Below are 16,947 nucleotides of genomic sequence, written 5' to 3'. Positions count from 1 at the left end.
CTTCCTACGACCCCTTCGTCAGAAACTATGACCCCTAGGTTTTTGCTTACGATACGTAGGGACGCGTAGGCCGATCAACCGCTTTTCGGGTTCCGTGCCGCGCGGCTGACCGGGAACCGGCGCGGCGCCGGGTTCCCCTCATGCCCATGACCAGCACTTCCGTGCGCGGCGGACTCGCCGCGCTGCTCGCCCTCGCCGTGGCCCTGCCCGCGGGCGAGGCCCTCGCGCACCCCGGGCCACCGGTGCCGCCCGCGGCCTCGGCGCCCGCACCGGCCCCGGAGGCCGGCCTCGTCCCCGGCGTCCGGCTCGCCCCGCACCGGGACTGGCCCCAGGACACCCCCGACCAGACGCTGCCCCCGCACGTCTACCGGCCCACCGCCGAGGAGGACGCGACCGAGCCGCCGCCCGCGCCGCCCGGGTCCGACGCGCTCATCGAGTACGTGCCGCCGGGCGACGTGCCGTACCCGGCGGCGTCCGGCGGCGCCCCGGGACCGCTCGCGGCGGCCGCCTGCACCAAGAAGACGGGGCCCTATCAGCGCCAGGTCGAACGCTGGCTGAAGCGCAAGGCCGACGGAAAACAGTCGCCCGCCGACTGCCGGGCCATCCGCGCCTTCCAGACCAAGCAGGGCATCCGCCCGAACGCCGGCTTCGCCGGACCCGTCACCTGGGGCCGGATGCGCGCCATCAGCGCCCGCAAGAACCCCAACGCGGCGAAGAAGTGCCCCACGCGCGCGTACCGGCTCGCCTGTGTCGACCTGCCGCGCCAGCTGATGTGGGTCAGCAAGGGCAAGAAGATCGTCTACGGGCCGGTCCCGATCCGCAGCGGCCGGGCCGGGAACCGCACCCGCACCGGCTGGCACAAGGTCTACTGGCGGCACAAGAACCACTGGTCGTCGATCTACAACAGTCCGATGCCCTACAGCCAGTTCTTCAGCGGCGGCCAGGCGTTCCACGGCATCTACGGCAATGTCTACAGCCCGCCCGGCTCGCGCGGCTGCGTCAATCTGCGGCTCTCCGACGCCAAGCGGCTGTGGGGCGTCCTCAAGGGCGGCGACCGGGTCTACGTGTGGGGCCGCAAGCCCGGCACCTGACTCTCCGGGGAGTTGTCGCACCCCTCTGAGACACTGGGCGCACCATGAACGAGAACGTGACTGCCCCGCTTCGCGCCCGCGCCGAGATCGACCTGGCCGCGCTCAAGGCCAATGTGCGGTCCCTGCGCGCGCACGCGCCGGGGGCCGCGTTCATGGCCGTCGTGAAGGCCGACGCGTACGGGCACGGGATGCTCCCGGTGGCCCGCGCCGCCAAGGAGGCCGGTGCCGAGTGGATCGGCACCGCCACCCCCGAAGAGGCCCTTTCGCTGCGCGCGGCCGGTGTCGAGGGCCGCATCATGTGCTGGCTCTGGGTGCCCGGCGGACCCTGGCGCGAGGGCGTCGAGGCGGACCTCGACATGTCGGTGGGCGGCCTGTGGGCGCTGCGCGAAGTGACCGCCGCCGCGCGGGAGCTGGGCCGCACCGCCCGCGTCCAGCTCAAGGCCGACACCGGCCTCGGGCGGGGCGGCTGTCTGCGCGCGGACTGGCCGGAGCTGGTGCGCGAGGCGCTCGCCGCGCAGGCCGCCGGCCTGGTCACCGTCACCGGCCTGTGGTCGCACTTCGCCTGCGCCGACGAGCCCGGACACCCCTCGATCGCCGCGCAGTTGACCGAGTTCCGCGAGATGGTCGGGTACGCGGAGACCGAGGGCGTCACCCCCGAGGTGCGGCACATCGCCAACTCGCCGGGCACGCTCACCCTCCCCGAGACCCACTTCGACCTGGTCCGGCCGGGCATCGCCATGTACGGCATCTCGCCCAGCCCCGAGCTGGGCACCCCGGAGGACTTCGGTCTTCGCCCGGTGATGACCCTGAAGGCGTCGCTCGCGCTCGTGAAGCACGCGCCGGGCGGCCTCGGCGTCAGTTACGGGCACCACTACGTCACGCCGGGCCCCACGACCCTCGGCCTGGTGCCGCTCGGCTACGCGGACGGCATCCCGCGGCACGCCTCCGGCACCGGCCCCGTCCTGATCGGCGGCAAGCGGCGCACGGTCGCGGGCCGGGTCGCGATGGACCAGTTCGTCGTCGACCTCGGCGGTGACGAGCCGGCCGCGGGCGACGACGTGGTGCTGTTCGGCCCCGGTGACGCCGGGGAGCCGACCGCCGAGGACTGGGCGGCGGCATCGGGCACCATCGCGTACGAGATCGTCACGCGGATCGGTTCCCGCGTCCCGCGCGTCTATGTCGACGAGGCGGTCGACGGGGCAGCGGGGGAGCGGGCCGGACGGACCCCCGCCGTGTGAATCTCGAACCGACCGGGAACCCCGGGGGAACCGGGTGTCACAGCACTGCGGAGCAGCGGCGCGCACAGCGAGGGAGCGGCACGTGAGCGAGACCAGCGCACAGGCCACGGCGGCCGTCACCGAGGCTGCCGCGGCGGCTTCGGGGAGCTGGCGGCGGGCCGGCCTCGCGGGCGCCGCGGTGGGGGTGGTCGCCGCGGGCGCCGCCGCCGGAGTCGCCGTGGAGCGGCTCACCGTGGGGCGCGGGATGCGCAGGAAGGCCCGGCTCGCGCTGGACGCGTCCGGGCCCTACGGCTCGCTGCGCGGCCTGCCCGGCAAGGCGTACGCGGCGGACGGCACCGAGCTGTACTACGAGACCGACGAGATCGACGAAGCGGCGCCGGAGGCCACCACCGGCACCCGCAGACGGCGCCTGTTCGGCCGCAAGGCGCCCGCGCCGGTCACCGTCGTCTTCAGCCACGGCTACTGCCTGAACCAGGACTCGTGGCACTTCCAGCGCGCGGCCCTGCGCGGTGTCGTGCGGTGCGTGTACTGGGACCAGCGCAGCCACGGCCGCTCCGGACGCGGGGTGGAGCAGACGGAGAGCGGCCGGCCGGTCTCCATCGACACCCTCGGCGGCGACCTCAGGGCGGTCATCGACGCGGCGGCGCCCGAGGGGCCGGTCGTCCTCGTCGGTCACTCCATGGGCGGCATGACCGTGATGGCGCTCGCCGACCAGTGCCCCGAGCTGGTCCGCGACCGGGTCGTCGGCGTGGCGCTCGTGGGCACGTCGTCGGGGAGGCTCGGCGAGGTGAACTACGGACTTCCGGTGGCGGGGGTGAACGTGGTGCGGCGGGTCCTGCCCGGCGTCCTCAAGGTCCTCGGACAGCGCGCCGAACTGGTCGAGCGCGGCCGCAGGGCCACCGCCGACCTGTTCGCGGGGATCATCAAGCGGTACTCGTTCGCGACCCGGGACGTCGACCCGGCGATCGCCCGGTTCGCCGAGCGGATGATCGAGGGCACGCCGATCGACGTGGTCGCCGAGTTCTACCCGGCGTTCCAGGAGCACGACAAGACGGCCGCGCTGAGCCGCTTCGCCCAGGTGCCCGCCCTCGTCCTCGCGGGGGAGCAGGACCTGGTGACGCCGAGCGGGCACAGCGAGGCGATCGCGGAGCTGCTGCCCGACGCCGAGTTCGTGCTCGTGCCGGACGCCGGGCACCTGGTGATGCTGGAGCACCCGGAGGTCGTCACCGACCGGCTGGCCGATCTCCTGGCCCGTACGGGAGCGGTATCGGCAGCCGCTACCGTGGGGATCTATGGAGACACCGGCAGCACCGCACGACCCGGCGGCTGAACCCGCCACCCCCGAGACCCCCGCCTCTCCCGGCGCACCCGTTTCTACCGTCACGGTCACCGTCAGCTCCCCGGACGCGATGGGAAGGCTGGGCCTGGCCCTGGCCACCCGGCTGCGCCCCGGCGACCTCGTGATGCTCACCGGTGAGCTCGGCGCCGGCAAGACGACCCTGACCCGCGGTCTCGGCGCGGGCCTGGGCGTGCGGGGCGCGGTGACCTCGCCGACGTTCGTGATCGCCCGCGTCCACCCGCCGCTCGGCGAGGGCCCGGCGCTGGTGCACGTCGACGCCTACCGGCTCGGCGGCGGTCTCGACGAGATGGAGGACCTGGACCTCGACGTCTCGCTCCCGGACTCCGTGGTCGTCGTGGAGTGGGGCGACGGCAAGGTCGAGGAGCTCTCCGACGACCGGCTGCACGTGCTCATCGACAGGGCCACCGGCGACACCACCGACGAGGTGCGCGTGGTGACGCTGCACGGCATCGGGGCGCGCTGGACCGAGGCGGACCTGGCGTCGCTGGCGGGCTGAACCCGCACCCCGGGCGGCTTCCTCCGGACATCCCGACAGGGCGTCGGCAACATGTTGCGCGACGCCCCTTCGGCGTGTTCACATGGAAGCACGTCTTGGTTAGGTCTACCTAACCTCGATCGCCGAGGCGGCCCCGGGAGGCGTCCATGACGACATCGGAACGTGACGTAGAGACCCGTACGGCGCCGCTGCCGCGCGCCGGACGGGACGTGGTGCGCGGGGTGTCGATGGGGGACCTGCTGGCCTCCTGCGCGGCGGCACGGCTGGTGTCGACGCCGCCGGCCCGCGCCGTCGCGCCGGCGAACTCCGCCGAGGACAGGCCCTAGGGCACCACGACGACGAGCCGCCCGACGGTGGCGAACTCCCACATCGCGTTGCCGTCGGCCCGCGACTCGCGGATGCCGCCGGTCTGCTTCGTCGGGTCGGGCTCGGGCGTGGAGCCGTCGACCGCGGCGCTGAACCCGATCACCACCCCGTTCGTACTGGCGAAGCGGACCACGTGCTCGACCGGCGTGCCGTCCGTGCCCGGGATGGCCCCCGAGCGCGAGTCCACCGTGTACTTGCCGGGCGCCGGGTCGAGGGTGCCGGGCGTCACCTCGTACGTGCGCTGCACCTTGCCGTTGCCGCCCACCAGCCAGACGCGGTCCGCGTCCAGCGCGTAGACGACCCGCTCGCCCTTGCCGGACTGCGCGGGCAGCGCCTTCGGGTCGGCCTTCTTCTTCGGGGTGGCGGACGCCGAGGAGGACGAGGTGGCGGAGGGCGACTTGCCGGGATCGGCCGGAGCGCTGGCCGAGGCCTGGTAGGCGAGGAAGCCGACCACGGCGAGCGCGCCCGCCGTCAGCGCGGTCACGAATCCGGTGCTGCTCCGTGCCACCAGGTGCCTGCCTCTCGGTGTTCGACTTCTCCAGGTGACGGTAGCAGCCGGGAGCGGGCGCTCCCCTGGTTGTCGGCGGTCCGGACGTGTCCGCTCTTGTGTGGTCGTAGGCTGTTCGCGTGCTGTTGCTCGCTGTGGATACCGCCACCCCCGCCGTCACCGTCGCCCTGCACGACGGCTCCTCCGTCGTCGCGGAGTCGAGCCAGGTGGACGCCCGCAGACACGGGGAGCTGCTGCTGCCCGCCGTCGACCGGGTGCTCCAGGAGGCCGGGCTGAAGCTGGACGCCGTCACCGGGATCGTCGTGGGCGTCGGCCCGGGACCGTACACCGGACTGCGGGTCGGCCTGATGACCGCCGACACGTTCGGGCTCGCGCTCGGCGTGCCCGTGCACGGTGTGTGCACGCTGGACGGCCTCGCGTTCGAGGCGCAGGTGGAGGGCCCCTTCGTCGTCGCCACCGACGCCCGCCGCAAGGAGGTGTACTGGGCGCGCTACGAGAACCCGCGCACCCGCACCACCGAAGCGGCCGTCGACCGGCCCGCCGACATCGCCGAGCAGGTCGCGGGGCTGCCCGTGGTCGGCGCGGGCGCGCTGCTCTACCCCGACGTCTTCCCCGACCCGCACGGCCCCGAGCACGTCAGCGCCGCCGCGCTCGCCGCGCTGGCCGCCGAGCGGCTGGCCGCGGGCGAGGAGCTGCTCGAGCCCCGGCCGCTGTACCTGCGCAGGCCCGACGCCCAGGTCCCCAAGAACTACAAGGTGGTCACCCCCCAGTGACCACTGTGGACGTCGACATCCGCGAGATGCGCTGGTGGGACATCGATCCCGTGCTCGCCCTGGAGAAGGACCTCTTCCCGGACGACGCGTGGTCGCGCGGCATGTTCTGGTCCGAGCTCGCGCACGCGCGCGGGGTCGGGTCGACGCGCCGCTACGTCGTCGCGTACGACGGGGACCGGCTGCTCGGCTACGGCGGGCTCGCCGCCGCCGACGACCTGGCCGACGTCCAGACCATCGCCGTCGCCCGCGACCAGTGGGGCACCGGCCTCGGCGCCCGGCTGCTCGAAGAACTGCTGCGGCACGCCACCGCCTTCGAGGCCGCCGAGGTGATGCTCGAGGTCCGCGTCGACAACACCCGGGCGCAGAAGCTCTACGAGCGCTTCGGCTTCGAGCCGATCGGCTTCCGCCGCGGCTACTACCAGCCGGGCAACGTGGACGCCCTCGTGATGCGCCTGACCACCACCACCGTGACTGAAGAGAAGAACCATGGCTGACGAACCGCTCGTCCTCGGCATCGAGACCTCCTGCGACGAGACCGGCGTCGGCATCGTCCGCGGCACCACCCTGCTCGCCGACGCCGTCGCCTCCAGCGTCGACGAGCACGCCCGCTTCGGCGGCGTCGTCCCCGAGGTCGCCTCCCGCGCGCACCTGGAGGCGATGGTCCCGACGATCCAGCGCGCCCTGAAGGACGCGGGGGTGAGCGCCAAGGACCTCGACGGCATCTCCGTCACGGCCGGGCCCGGTCTCGCGGGTGCCCTGCTGGTCGGCGTGAGCGCCGCGAAGGCGTACGCGTACGCGCTCGACAAGCCGCTCTACGGCGTCAACCACCTCGCCTCGCACATCTGCGTCGACCAGCTGGAGCACGGGAAGCTGCCCGAGCCGACGATGGCGCTGCTGGTCTCCGGCGGCCACTCGTCGCTGCTGCTGTCCACCGACATCACCTCCGACGTGCGGCCGCTGGGCGCGACCATCGACGACGCGGCGGGCGAGGCCTTCGACAAGATCGCCCGGGTGCTCAACCTCGGCTTCCCCGGCGGCCCGGTCATCGACCGGTACGCGAAGGAGGGCGACCCGACCGCCATCGCGTTCCCGCGCGGACTGACCGGCCCGCGCGACCCCGCGTACGACTTCTCCTTCTCCGGCCTCAAGACCGCCGTCGCCCGCTGGATCGAGGCCAAGCGGGCCGCGGGGGAGGACGTGCCGGTGCGGGACGTGTCGGCGTCCTTCCAGGAGGCCGTCGTCGACGTGCTGACCCGCAAGGCCGTCCGCGCCTGCAAGGACGAGGGCGTCGACCACCTGATGATCGGCGGCGGCGTCGCGGCCAACTCGCGGCTGCGCGCCCTCGCCCAGGAGCGCTGCGAGCGGGCCGGGATCCGGCTGCGGGTGCCGCGCCCCAAGCTTTGCACGGACAACGGCGCGATGGTCGCCGCGCTGGGCGCCGAGATGGTGGCCAGGAACCGGGCGGCCTCCTCGTGGGACCTGTCCGCCGACTCCTCGCTGCCGGTGACCGAGACGCACGTGCCGGGCCACCATCACGGCCACGACCACGTGCACGAGGTCAGCAAGGAGAACCTCTACTCGTGAGCGTCGCCCTGATGTGGGAGGCCCGGGCGGTCGCCGGACGCGGCGACGACCTGCTCGCCTGGGCCAAGGCGCAGACGCTGTCGTCCGAGCGCGCGCCGCTGCGCCGCGAGACGCTGCGCGCGCCCCAGGACCGGGTCCTCGTCATCACGTGGTGGGACGCCGCCTACGACGCCGAACTCCCCGAACTGCCCGAGCCGGACGGGGAGCTGGTGATGCGGGCGGTGCACCGCTGGCGGTTCGAGACCGCCTGAGCCGCGGCGCACGGCGGCGGCCCGATAAGGGCCGTTTCGCGGTGGTGTGTATCCGAGATTTTCTGAGATTTTCCGAAGAGTCGGGGCGAGAGGTTTACCGTTGTAATAATTCGGACTTACGTTCCCTGAGTGACTGAGAAGAAACGGTTCCGTGGGCGTGCGGTGAAGGCCGCCGGTGTGGTGCTCGGCTGCGCCCTCGTGCTCGGCGGCGGGGGAGCCGGCTGGGTGTACTGGCACCTGGACCACAACATCCGCAGCGTCGACATCGACAGCGCGCTCGGCGACAACCGCCCGGCCCGCGCCGACCGGACGGACCCCTCGCCCGCACCGTCGGCCTCCGCGTCGCAGGAACCGGTCGAGAAGGGCGTCCTGAACATCCTCGTCCTCGGCTCCGACTCGCGCACGGGCAAGGAGAACAAGAAGCTCGGCGGCGGTGACAGCGGCGGCGCGCGGTCCGACACCGCGATGGTCCTGCACCTGAACGCCGACCGGTCCGAGGCCACCGTCGTCAGCATCCCGCGCGACACCCTCGTGGAACGCCCCTCGTGCCCGACGGAGTCCGGCGGGACGTCGGCGGTCGCGTACAACGTCATGTTCAACAGCGCCTATTCGCTGGGCGGTCCGGTCTGCGCGGTGAAGACCGTCGAGACCATGACCGGGGTGCGCATGGACCACTATCTGGAGGTCGACTTCGCGGGCTTCGCGGAGCTCATCGACGCGCTCGGCGGTGTCGACATCACCACCGACGAGGACATCGACGACGACCTCAGCCAGCTCCACCTGGAGGCCGGCCCGCACCACCTCGACGGCAAGACCGCGCTCGCCTTCGCCCGGACCCGGCACGGCGTCGGCGACGGCAGCGACCTGGGCCGCATCAAGCTCCAGCAGCAGCTGGTGAAGGCGCTGGCGGACCAGGTCTCGGGCTCCGGGCTGCTCACCAGCCCGACCCGCCTCTACCAGGTCGCCGACGCGGCGACGGGCGCCCTCACCACGGACACCGGCCTCGACTCGCTGAGCAAGCTGTCGGGCCTGGCGCGCAGCCTCCAGGACCTGTCCGGCGACTCGGTGAAGACGGTGATGATGCCCGTGGTGCAGGCGCCGTCCGACCACAACCGGGTGGTGGCCGACGAACCCGAGGCGAAGGAGCTGTGGGAGTCGCTGCGCTAGCGGCCCGGAAACTTCCCGAAGAAAAATCCTCGCGGGTGTCGATCCGGGCCCGGCCCGTTCGACGCAAGGGTGAAGGGACCGGGAAGGACCGGCCCGCCGAACCGAGGAGTCACCGTGCCGCGCTACATCTCCCTCATCCACATCGACGAGTCCACCGCGCCCGCCGAGGGCCCGAGCCCCGAGCTGGGGCGGCGCATGGAGGAACTGCTCGAGGAGATCACCAAGGCGGGCGTCATGCTCGACACGGCCGGGCTGCTGCCACAGGCCCAGGGCAAGCGGGTGCACTGGGAGGGCGGCCGCACCTCCGTCACCGACGGCCCGTTCACCGAGTCCAAGGAGGTCGTCGGCGGCTACGCCCTCATGCAGTGCAAGGACATGGCCGAGGCCGTCGAGTGGGCCAAGCGGTTCCTCCAGGTCCACGAGGAGTTCTGGACCGTCACCTGCGAGGTCCGCCAGCTCGCCGAGGGCTGAGCCCCTTGGCCCGGGCCGCTCCCGGGTGTCTGATGTGGGCCGTGACAGAGCGACGCGACGACAGCACGGCCCACCTCGCGGACACGGCGGACACGGCGGACACGGCGGGGACGGCGGAGACCGTGGAGACCGTCTTCCGGATGGAGGCGCCGCGGATCATCGCCGCCGTCACCCGGCTCGTCCGGGACGTCGGCATCGCGGAGGAGCTGGCGCAGGACGCCCTGGTCGCCGCGCTGGAGACCTGGCCGCGCACGGGCGTCCCGGACAACCCGGGCGCCTGGCTGACGACCACCGCCCGGCGCCGCGCCGTCGACCTGGTGCGGCGGCGGGAGAACTACGCGCGCAAGCTGGAGGAGGTCGGGCGGGCGACCGCGTTCGCGTACGAGCAGGAAGCGGTCCCGGATCCCGACGACATCGACGACGATCTGCTCCGGCTCGTCTTCATGAGCTGTCACCCGGTGCTGTCCGCCGAGGCCCGCGCCGCCCTCACCCTGCGCCTGCTCGGCGGCCTCACCACGGCCGAGATCGCCCGCGCGGTCCTCGCCCCCGAAGCGACCGTCGCCCAGCGCGTCGTGCGCGCCAAACGCACCCTCGCCACCCGCGACATCGCCTTCGAGGTGCCCTGCGGACCGGACCGGGAGGCCCGCCTCGGCTCGGTCCTCGAAGTCATCTACCTCATCTTCAACGAGGGGTACGCGGCCACGGCGGGCGACGACTACCTCCGCCCGGGGCTGTGCGAGGACGCCCTGCGGCTGGCCCGCGTCCTGCAGTCGCTGATGCCGAAGGAGCCCGAGGTGCACGGCCTGGCCGCGCTGCTCGAACTCCAGTCGTCCCGCGCGGCCGCCCGCACGACGCCCGACGGCGCGCCCGTCCTGCTGAAGGACCAGCACCGCACCCGCTGGAACCAGCTCCTGATCCGCCGCGGATTCACCGCCCTGTCCCGCGCGGAGGCGACCCTCACGGGCGGCGGGCCCGGCCCGTACGTCCTCCAGGCCGCCATCGCCGCCTGTCACGCGCAGGCGCACACGTACGAGGAGACCGACTGGCCGCGCATCGCCACCCTGTACGGCCTGCTCGCCGTGCGTGCCCCGTCACCGGTGGTCGAGCTGAACCGGGCCGTGGCCGTCTCCATGGCCGAGGGGCCGGCGGCGGGGCTCACGATCGTGGACGCCGTCGCCGGTGAACCGGCCCTGCGCGACTACCACTTGCTGCCGAGCGTGCGCGGGGATCTGCTGGAGCGGCTCGGGCGGGCGGAGGAGGCGCGGGCGGAGTTTGTGCGGGCCGCGGCGCTGGCCCGCAATGAGCGGGAGCGGGAGTTTCTGCTCGGCAGATCGAGCCCCTCCGGCGATTGAGGAGCGGGGGCCGGGGCGGAGCCCCGAGACCTCAGCGGGTGCTCCGGCCCAGCAACATGGTGGGGGCGCCCGCGACCCGGGTCAGGAACACCGTCGCCGAAGCCTTGCCGTAGGGCTTCGGCATGACCTTGCGGCGCAGTTCCTCCGGTTCCACGGCGGACCCGCGCTTCTTCACGGTGAGCACGCCGACCCCGCGCTCCCGCAGCAGCGCCTTCAACTTCTTCATGTTGAAGGGCAGTTGGTCGGTGATCTCGTACGCGGCCGCGTACGGCGTCGGCCGCAGTTCGTCCGCCGTGACGTACGCGATGGTCTCGTCGAGCAGACCGCCGCCGACCTGCTCGGCCACCTCGGCGACCAGGTGCGCCCGGATGACGGCTCCGTCGGGCTCGTACAAGTACCGCCCCACGGGCCGCACTTCGGGATCGGGCAGCCCGCGCCCGGCCAGCGCCCGCGGGCCCGGCAGCAGTGTGGCCCGCATCCTCCCGGGCGCGGTGCCGAACCACAGCACGGCCTCCTTCACGTCACCCCCGTCCGAGATCCACTCGGCGTCGGCCGCGTCCGGGATCGCCTCGTGCGGGATGCCGGGCGCGATCTTCAGTGCGGCGCGCGGCGCCTTCAGCGCGGCGGCGACGGCCCAGGACAGGGGAGGGGAGTAGGCCTCGGGGTCGAAGATGCGGCCGCGGCCGCCCCGGCGCGCGGGATCGACGAACACCGCGTCGTACGCCGCCGTCTCCACCTCCGTGACGTCCGCCTCCCGCACCTCGATCAGCTCGGAGAGCCCCAGCGCCTCGGCGTTGGCGCGGGCGACGGCGCAGGTCAGCGGATCGCGGTCGACGGCGAGGACGGAGATCCCGGCGCGGGCCAGCGCGATCGCGTCGCCGCCGATGCCGCAGCACAGATCGGCGACGGACCGTACGCCCAGCGCCTTGAAGGACTCCGCGCGGTAGGTGGCCACGCTCGTCCGGGTCGCCTGCTCGACGCCGTTCGCCGTGAAGTACATCCGGGCCGCGTCCCGTGCCCCGAACTTCGCCGCCGCCCGCTGTCGCAGCCGGGCCTGGGCGAGCGCGGCCGAGACCAGGTCGGCCGGGTGTTCGCGGCGCAGCCGGGTCGCGAGCGCGAGCTCCTGCGCCGGGTCGTGGTCGCGCAGGGTGTCGAGCAGGGCCTGTCCCGCGGGGGTCAGGAGGGCGGCGAGGGAAGCGGGGTCGTTCACCCGGCCCATTGTGGGCCAGTCGGTGGATGGTGCGCGCCCGGCGGCGGTGTCGGCCCCTGACCAGGGCGTTGAGCTGCAAGGATCCGGCGCCATGCAACTAGTAAGACAAAATGAGAAAAGCGGCAGAAGAGGGACAGTGCGACGGGTCTCGGTCGCGGCCCTGGCGGCCTGCGCCCTCGCCTCCGGCTGCACCGTCGGCGGCGGTGAGAAGGCCGTGCCGCCGGCCCCCGGCCAGCAGCCGCTGAAGGCTCCGCCGGCCCAGGCCCTCGACTCGTACGCCACCCGCCTCAAGGCCGAACGCGCCCGTGTCGTCGCGGCGGCCAAGCGCTGGGGTCTGGCGAAGCCGCCGCTGACCGCGCCCGCCCCGCCCGCGCACAAGCCGCACATCGAGCCGCGCAAGGGGTTCGAGGTCGACGGCCAGAAGGAACTCGGCCTGCCCCCGGTCTTCACCACGATCCCCACCAAGAAGAAGATCGTCTTCCTCACGATCGACGACGGCGCCGAGAAGGACCCGGCGTTCGTGAAGATGATGAGCGAGCTGAAGATCCCGTACACCGCCTTCCTCAGCGACTACCTCGCCAAGGAGGACTACGGGTACTTCAAGACGATGCAGAGGGCCGGGGTGGGCCTGAACAACCACACGCTCCACCACCCCTACCTGCCGGGCCTGTCCTACGCGGGACAGAAGCGCGAGATCTGCGGCATGCAGGACGTCATCGAGAAGCACTACGGCAAGCGCCCGGCCCTCTTCCGCCCGCCCTACGGCAACTACAACCAGGCCACCCTCAAGGCCGCCAAGTCCTGCGGCGTGAAGTACGCGCCCATCTGGAACGCCGAGGTCTTCGTGGACCGAATGGACTATCGCGAGTGGGACCGCGACATCCATCCGGGCGACATCATCCTCACGCATTTCCGCGGTCGCGAGGACTGGAAGGGCACGATGCCCGACATGATCCGCACGTTCATGAAGTACGTCACCGACAAGGGGTACGCGGTGGCACGCCTGGAGGACTACCTGTGACAGCTCATGGGGCGGGGGGCGGTGTCCGGCGGCCGGGGGCACGGGCGGCGATCGTCTGTGCCCTGGCCGCCGCGCTGCTCACCGGGTGCGCGCAGTCCGTCGACCCGATCGAGCGGATGGGCCGGAAGGCGGCGCAGAAGGTCCGCAGGCCCGAACCGGCCCCGGCGGCCGGCGCGCCCGCGCCCGACGCCCACCGCCGCTGGGGCCTGGCCGCCCCGCTGGCCCCGGCGCCCCGGCCGCACCGGGCGCTCGCGGCCCGCGCCCCCGGCACGGTGCCGCCGGTCATCGACCACGTACCCACCCGCGACAAGGTCGTCTTCCTCACCTTCGACGACGGGGCCGAGAAGGACCCGCGCTTCGTCGACATGGTCCGCGAACTGCGGCTGCCGATCTCGATGTTCCTCGCCGACGCCGCGGCGGGCGCCGGCTACGACCACTTCGGCAGGCTGCGGCGGCTCGGCGCCCAGGTGGAGAACCACACCCTGACCCACCCCTTCCTGCCCGGCCTCGGCTACGTCGACCAGCACGCCGAGATCTGCGGCCAGCAGACCCGGCTCAAGTCCCGCTTCGGAGCGGCCCCGCGGCTGTTCCGCCCGCCCTACGGCAACTACGACGCGGACACCCTGCGCGCGGCCGGCGACTGCGGCATCGACGCGATCGTCCTGTGGCGCGCCTCGATGCAGATCAACGACCTGCGCTACGCCGACGGGGACCGGCTGCGCCCCGGCGACATCATCCTGGCCCACTTCCGCGGCCCCGAGGAGCTGAAGGGCACGACCCTGACGGAGATGACCTCGCGGATGCTGCGGCGCGTCCAGGAACAGGGGTTCACCGTGGCCCGCCTGGAGGACTACGTCTGAACCCGCTGCCAGGCGGCGGCCGCCAAGGTCGCCGCCCACACGGCCGCGAACAGCTGGAAGGACGCGGCCCACGGGCGCCGCAGCCACAGGAACACGGCCCCGAAGAACAGCGCCGCCCCCGCGCCGCCGCCCCAGCACCACACCTCGGTCCAGTCCGGAGCGGGCGGCGGACTCCCCGGCTTCGCCGACCCGGGGTCCGTGCCGCCGAGGCCGCGCAGCATCAGGGAGAACATCACGAGGGCCAGGTAGCCGGCCTCCAGGAGCAGCACCAGGGCCAGCAGGCAGCCGCTCGCGAACCAGTCCTCGTCCGGCCGTTCCAGCACGTCAGTTCCCCCCGAAGAGCAGCAGCAGACCGCCGAAGGCCACCAGGGAGCCCGCGACGACCTGGATCCCCGCCGTGACCGGCAGCGGCACACGCCCGAACCGGAAGGCGAACGACGACGCGAGGATCAGCCCGGCGAGCAGCAGGACCCACAGGGCGAATCCCCTGGACGACAGGTGCGCCCCCCAGGACCAGACGACCACGGTCAGACAGCCGATCGCGTCCGTGAACAGGACGAACAGCGCGAGCGCGGCATCGCCCGCCAGGGACTTCGGGGTGTGGTGGTGACCGGTCATGCCAGGACTCTCGTACGGAACCCGGGCCTCCACCCGTACGTTCCCCGACCGAGACCGATCCGTGGCCCGTCGGTGGCCGTCGGCGGGGGCGTCGAGGGGGCGTCGCGGCGGTCGGAAAGGGCGCCGCGCGAAGAGCTCGATTAGCAGTCCGCTTGACCGAGTGCTAATCGCGGTCATAGTCTCGGCTCTGGCACTCCCCGTAGGAGAGTGCCAACAGCGACGGGCAGGTCCGGCACCCGCGACGACGGATCCACCTGGTCGCCACCTCAGACAGTTAACCCCGTGAGATCTCCGAAGGGGGAGGTCGGATCGTGACGACCACCAGCTCCAAGGTTGCCATCAAGCCGCTCGAGGACCGCATTGTGGTCCAGCCGCTCGACGCCGAGCAGACCACCGCCTCTGGCCTGGTCATTCCGGACACCGCGAAGGAGAAGCCCCAGGAGGGCGTCGTCCTCGCCGTGGGCCCGGGCCGCTTCGAGAACGGCGAGCGTCTTCCGCTCGACGTGAAGACCGGCGACATCGTGCTGTACAGCAAGTACGGCGGCACCGAGGTCAAGTACAACGGCGAGGAGTACCTCGTCCTCTCGGCCCGCGACGTGCTCGCGATCGTCGAGAAGTAGTCCACTTTCGGATTACCGGCTTCACCGAAGCGACATTGCTTCTGCTTTCGATCTGCGCCCCTGGCACCCGCGATTCACATGAGCCGGGGTCGGGGGCGCGGTTCGTTTTCACACCATGCTTCACCCTAGTTTTCCGAGAGGGCTGAAACGCTCCCATGGCGAAGATCCTGAAGTTCGACGAGGACGCCCGTCGCGCCCTTGAGCGCGGCGTCAACAAGCTGGCCGACACGGTGAAGGTGACGATCGGCCCCCGCGGCCGCAACGTCGTCATCGACAAGAAGTTCGGCGCCCCCACCATCACCAACGACGGTGTGACCATCGCCCGCGAGGTCGAGGTCGAGGACCCGTACGAGAACCTCGGCGCCCAGCTGGTGAAGGAGGTGGCGACCAAGACCAACGACATCGCGGGTGACGGCACCACCACCGCCACCGTGCTGGCCCAGGCCCTGGTCCGCGAGGGTCTGCGCAACGTCGCCGCCGGTGCCTCCCCGGCCGCCCTGAAGAAGGGCATCGACGCCGCCGTCAAGGCCGTCTCCGAGGACCTGCTCGCCACGGCCCGCCCGATCGACGAGAAGTCCGACATCGCGGCCGTCGCCGGTCTGTCCGCCCAGGACAGCCAGGTCGGCGAGCTCATCGCCGAGGCGATGGACAAGGTCGGCAAGGACGGTGTCATCACCGTCGAGGAGTCCAACACCTTCGGTCTGGAGCTGGACTTCACCGAGGGCATGGCCTTCGACAAGGGCTACCTGTCCCCGTACTTCGTCACCGACCAGGAGCGTATGGAGGCCGTCCTCGACGACCCGTACATCCTGATCCACCAGGGCAAGATCGGGTCCATCCAGGACCTGCTGCCGCTCCTGGAGAAGGTCATCCAGGCCGGTGGCTCCAAGCCGCTGCTGATCATCGCCGAGGACGTCGAGGGCGAGGCCCTGTCGACCCTGGTCGTGAACAAGATCCGCGGCACGTTCAACGCCGTCGCGGTCAAGGCCCCCGGCTTCGGCGACCGCCGCAAGGCGATGCTCCAGGACATGGCCACCCTCACCGGTGCCACCGTCATCGCCGAAGAGGTCGGCCTCAAGCTGGACCAGGCCGGTCTGGACGTGCTCGGCTCCGCCCGTCGCGTCACCATCACCAAGGACGACACCACGATCGTCGACGGTGGCGGCAACAAGGCCGACGTCGACGGCCGCGTCAACCAGATCAAGGCCGAGATCGAGAACACGGACTCCGACTGGGACCGCGAGAAGCTCCAGGAGCGCCTCGCGAAGCTGGCCGGCGGCGTCTGCGTGATCAAGGTCGGTGCCGCGACCGAGGTCGAGCTCAAGGAGAAGAAGCACCGTCTGGAGGACGCCATCTCCGCGACCCGCGCCGCGGTCGAGGAGGGCATCGTCTCCGGTGGTGGCTCCGCTCTGGTGCACGCCTCCAAGGTCCTCGAGGGCTCCCTCGGCAAGGAGGGCGACGAGGCCACCGGCGTCTCCGTCGTCCGCAACGCCGTCGTCGAGCCCCTGCGCTGGATCGGTGAGAACGCCGGCCAGGAGGGCTACGTCATCGTCTCCAAGGTCAAGGAGATGGAGAAGGGCCAGGGCTACAACGCCGCGACCGGCGAGTACGGCGACCTGGTCAAGGCCGGCGTCATCGACCCGGTCAAGGTGACGCGCTCCGCGCTGGAGAACGCCGCGTCGATCGCTTCGCTGCTGCTGACGACCGAGACGCTGGTCGTCGAGAAGCCGGCCGAGGAAGAGCCCGAGGCCGGTCACGGCCACGGTCACTCGCACTGACCCGAGCCTTCTCCGAGGCCCGTCTCCCGATTCGGGGGGCGGGCCTTTTCGGTGCGTCGTCGGGTGCGGGCCGGTGGGGGCTGGTCGCGCAGTTCCCCGCGCCCCTGAAGGCATGCGCTGCGCGCGCCTTCCCCTGCCCCTGGGCGAGCGAAGCTCGCTTCCAGGGGCGCGGGGACGCTCGCC

Annotated in this window: 20 protein-coding genes; 16 read left to right on the top strand and 4 right to left on the bottom strand. The window is 72.2% G+C overall.

The annotated features are described in order from the left end of the window. The first annotated feature begins 146 nt into the window (after positions 1-146). From ABZ930_RS11790 to ABZ930_RS11770, 5 genes are all read left to right on the top strand, one after another. Entirely contained in the window at positions 147-1,091 is a 945-nt protein-coding gene (locus tag ABZ930_RS11790; protein ID WP_361545416.1) for a L,D-transpeptidase family protein, read from the top strand. Positions 1,092-1,135: 44 nt separating this feature from the next. Then, positions 1,136-2,329: an alanine racemase gene (gene alr, locus ABZ930_RS11785; protein ID WP_361545413.1), complete on the top strand. Its 1,194-nt coding sequence runs from the start codon at positions 1,136-1,138 to the stop codon at positions 2,327-2,329. A gap of 82 nt (positions 2,330-2,411) precedes the next feature. Next, positions 2,412-3,659, top strand: a complete 1,248-nt coding sequence (locus tag ABZ930_RS11780) for an alpha/beta hydrolase (protein WP_361545410.1) — start codon at positions 2,412-2,414, stop codon at positions 3,657-3,659. Beyond that, positions 3,622-4,185 (top strand): tRNA (adenosine(37)-N6)-threonylcarbamoyltransferase complex ATPase subunit type 1 TsaE, encoded by a 564-nt coding sequence (gene tsaE, locus ABZ930_RS11775; protein ID WP_361545407.1) that lies wholly within the window; start codon positions 3,622-3,624, stop codon positions 4,183-4,185. Before ABZ930_RS11780 ends, tsaE begins: the two co-directional genes overlap by 38 nt. Before the next feature lie 146 nt (positions 4,186-4,331). Then, entirely contained in the window at positions 4,332-4,511 is a 180-nt protein-coding gene (locus tag ABZ930_RS11770) for a hypothetical protein (RefSeq protein ID WP_361545404.1), read from the top strand. Here ABZ930_RS11770 and ABZ930_RS11765 read toward each other — a convergent pair. Next, positions 4,508-5,059 carry a hypothetical protein gene (locus ABZ930_RS11765; RefSeq protein WP_361545401.1) on the bottom strand — a complete coding sequence of 184 codons (552 nt, stop codon included), beginning with the start codon at positions 5,057-5,059 and terminating at the stop codon, positions 4,508-4,510. The two genes, ABZ930_RS11770 and ABZ930_RS11765, sit on opposite strands and share 4 nt — an antisense overlap. A gap of 119 nt (positions 5,060-5,178) precedes the next feature. Between ABZ930_RS11765 and tsaB the strand changes: the two genes are divergently transcribed. The 7 genes from tsaB (at position 5,179) to ABZ930_RS11730 (ending at position 10,657) form a co-directional block, all read left to right on the top strand. Then, a complete protein-coding gene (tsaB, locus tag ABZ930_RS11760) occupies positions 5,179-5,832 on the top strand; it encodes a tRNA (adenosine(37)-N6)-threonylcarbamoyltransferase complex dimerization subunit type 1 TsaB (protein WP_361545398.1) in 654 nt (217 codons plus the stop codon). Positions 5,833-5,858: 26 nt separating this feature from the next. Continuing rightward, positions 5,859-6,326: a ribosomal protein S18-alanine N-acetyltransferase gene (gene rimI, locus ABZ930_RS11755; protein ID WP_361545705.1), complete on the top strand. Its 468-nt coding sequence runs from the start codon at positions 5,859-5,861 to the stop codon at positions 6,324-6,326. Next, the gene (tsaD, locus tag ABZ930_RS11750) at positions 6,319-7,416 is read left to right on the top strand and encodes a tRNA (adenosine(37)-N6)-threonylcarbamoyltransferase complex transferase subunit TsaD (protein WP_361545395.1); all 1,098 of its coding nucleotides are present in this window, start codon (positions 6,319-6,321) and stop codon (positions 7,414-7,416) included. Before rimI ends, tsaD begins: the two co-directional genes overlap by 8 nt. Then, complete coding sequence (locus ABZ930_RS11745) at positions 7,413-7,667, top strand: hypothetical protein (RefSeq protein WP_361545393.1); 255 nt, start codon at positions 7,413-7,415, stop codon at positions 7,665-7,667. The genes tsaD and ABZ930_RS11745 overlap by 4 nt, the downstream gene beginning before the upstream one ends. 162 nt (positions 7,668-7,829) lie before the next feature. After that, positions 7,830-8,834: an LCP family protein gene (locus ABZ930_RS11740; RefSeq protein WP_361545702.1), complete on the top strand. Its 1,005-nt coding sequence runs from the start codon at positions 7,830-7,832 to the stop codon at positions 8,832-8,834. Between the two features lie 114 nt (positions 8,835-8,948). Beyond that, a complete protein-coding gene (locus tag ABZ930_RS11735; protein WP_361545390.1) occupies positions 8,949-9,305 on the top strand; it encodes a YciI family protein in 357 nt (118 codons plus the stop codon). Between the two features lie 140 nt (positions 9,306-9,445). Beyond that, on the top strand, positions 9,446-10,657 hold the full coding sequence (locus ABZ930_RS11730) for a sigma-70 family RNA polymerase sigma factor (RefSeq protein WP_361545699.1): 1,212 nt from the start codon (positions 9,446-9,448) through the stop codon (positions 10,655-10,657). A 31-nt stretch (positions 10,658-10,688) separates the two neighbouring features. Here ABZ930_RS11730 and ABZ930_RS11725 read toward each other — a convergent pair whose 3' ends face one another. Beyond that, entirely contained in the window at positions 10,689-11,876 is a 1,188-nt protein-coding gene (locus tag ABZ930_RS11725; RefSeq protein ID WP_361545387.1) for a methyltransferase domain-containing protein, read from the bottom strand. Positions 11,877-11,958: 82 nt separating this feature from the next. Here ABZ930_RS11725 and ABZ930_RS11720 point away from each other — a divergent pair, with 82 nt between their 5' ends. Then, the gene (locus ABZ930_RS11720) at positions 11,959-12,888 is read left to right on the top strand and encodes a polysaccharide deacetylase family protein (protein ID WP_361545384.1); all 930 of its coding nucleotides are present in this window, start codon (positions 11,959-11,961) and stop codon (positions 12,886-12,888) included. Next, a complete protein-coding gene (locus tag ABZ930_RS11715) occupies positions 12,885-13,748 on the top strand; it encodes a polysaccharide deacetylase family protein (protein ID WP_361545381.1) in 864 nt (287 codons plus the stop codon). Before ABZ930_RS11720 ends, ABZ930_RS11715 begins: the two co-directional genes overlap by 4 nt. On the opposite strand, the gene ABZ930_RS11710 is transcribed toward ABZ930_RS11715, so the two are convergent. Both ABZ930_RS11710 and ABZ930_RS11705 read right to left on the bottom strand, forming a co-directional pair. Further along, on the bottom strand, positions 13,739-14,071 hold the full coding sequence (locus ABZ930_RS11710) for an inner-membrane translocator (protein ID WP_361545378.1): 333 nt from the start codon (positions 14,069-14,071) through the stop codon (positions 13,739-13,741). The genes ABZ930_RS11715 and ABZ930_RS11710 overlap by 10 nt on opposite strands. 1 nt (position 14,072) lies before the next feature. Next, positions 14,073-14,366, bottom strand: a complete 294-nt coding sequence (locus ABZ930_RS11705) for a hypothetical protein (protein ID WP_361545375.1) — start codon at positions 14,364-14,366, stop codon at positions 14,073-14,075. A gap of 311 nt (positions 14,367-14,677) precedes the next feature. Here ABZ930_RS11705 and groES point away from each other — a divergent pair, with 311 nt between their 5' ends. Together groES and groL are read left to right on the top strand one after the other, a co-directional pair. Beyond that, positions 14,678-14,986 (top strand): co-chaperone GroES, encoded by a 309-nt coding sequence (gene groES / locus ABZ930_RS11700; protein WP_017239619.1) that lies wholly within the window; start codon positions 14,678-14,680, stop codon positions 14,984-14,986. A gap of 155 nt (positions 14,987-15,141) precedes the next feature. Beyond that, a complete protein-coding gene (groL, locus tag ABZ930_RS11695; protein ID WP_361545372.1) occupies positions 15,142-16,764 on the top strand; it encodes a chaperonin GroEL in 1,623 nt (540 codons plus the stop codon). Positions 16,765-16,947 lie beyond the last annotated feature (183 nt).

It is taken from the genome of Streptomyces sp. NPDC046716, assembly GCF_040645755.1.
Classification (GTDB): domain Bacteria; phylum Actinomycetota; class Actinomycetes; order Streptomycetales; family Streptomycetaceae; genus Streptomyces.
The sequence above is the reverse complement of the archived record's forward strand: the minus strand, read 5'-3'. Positions and strand labels throughout refer to the sequence as shown.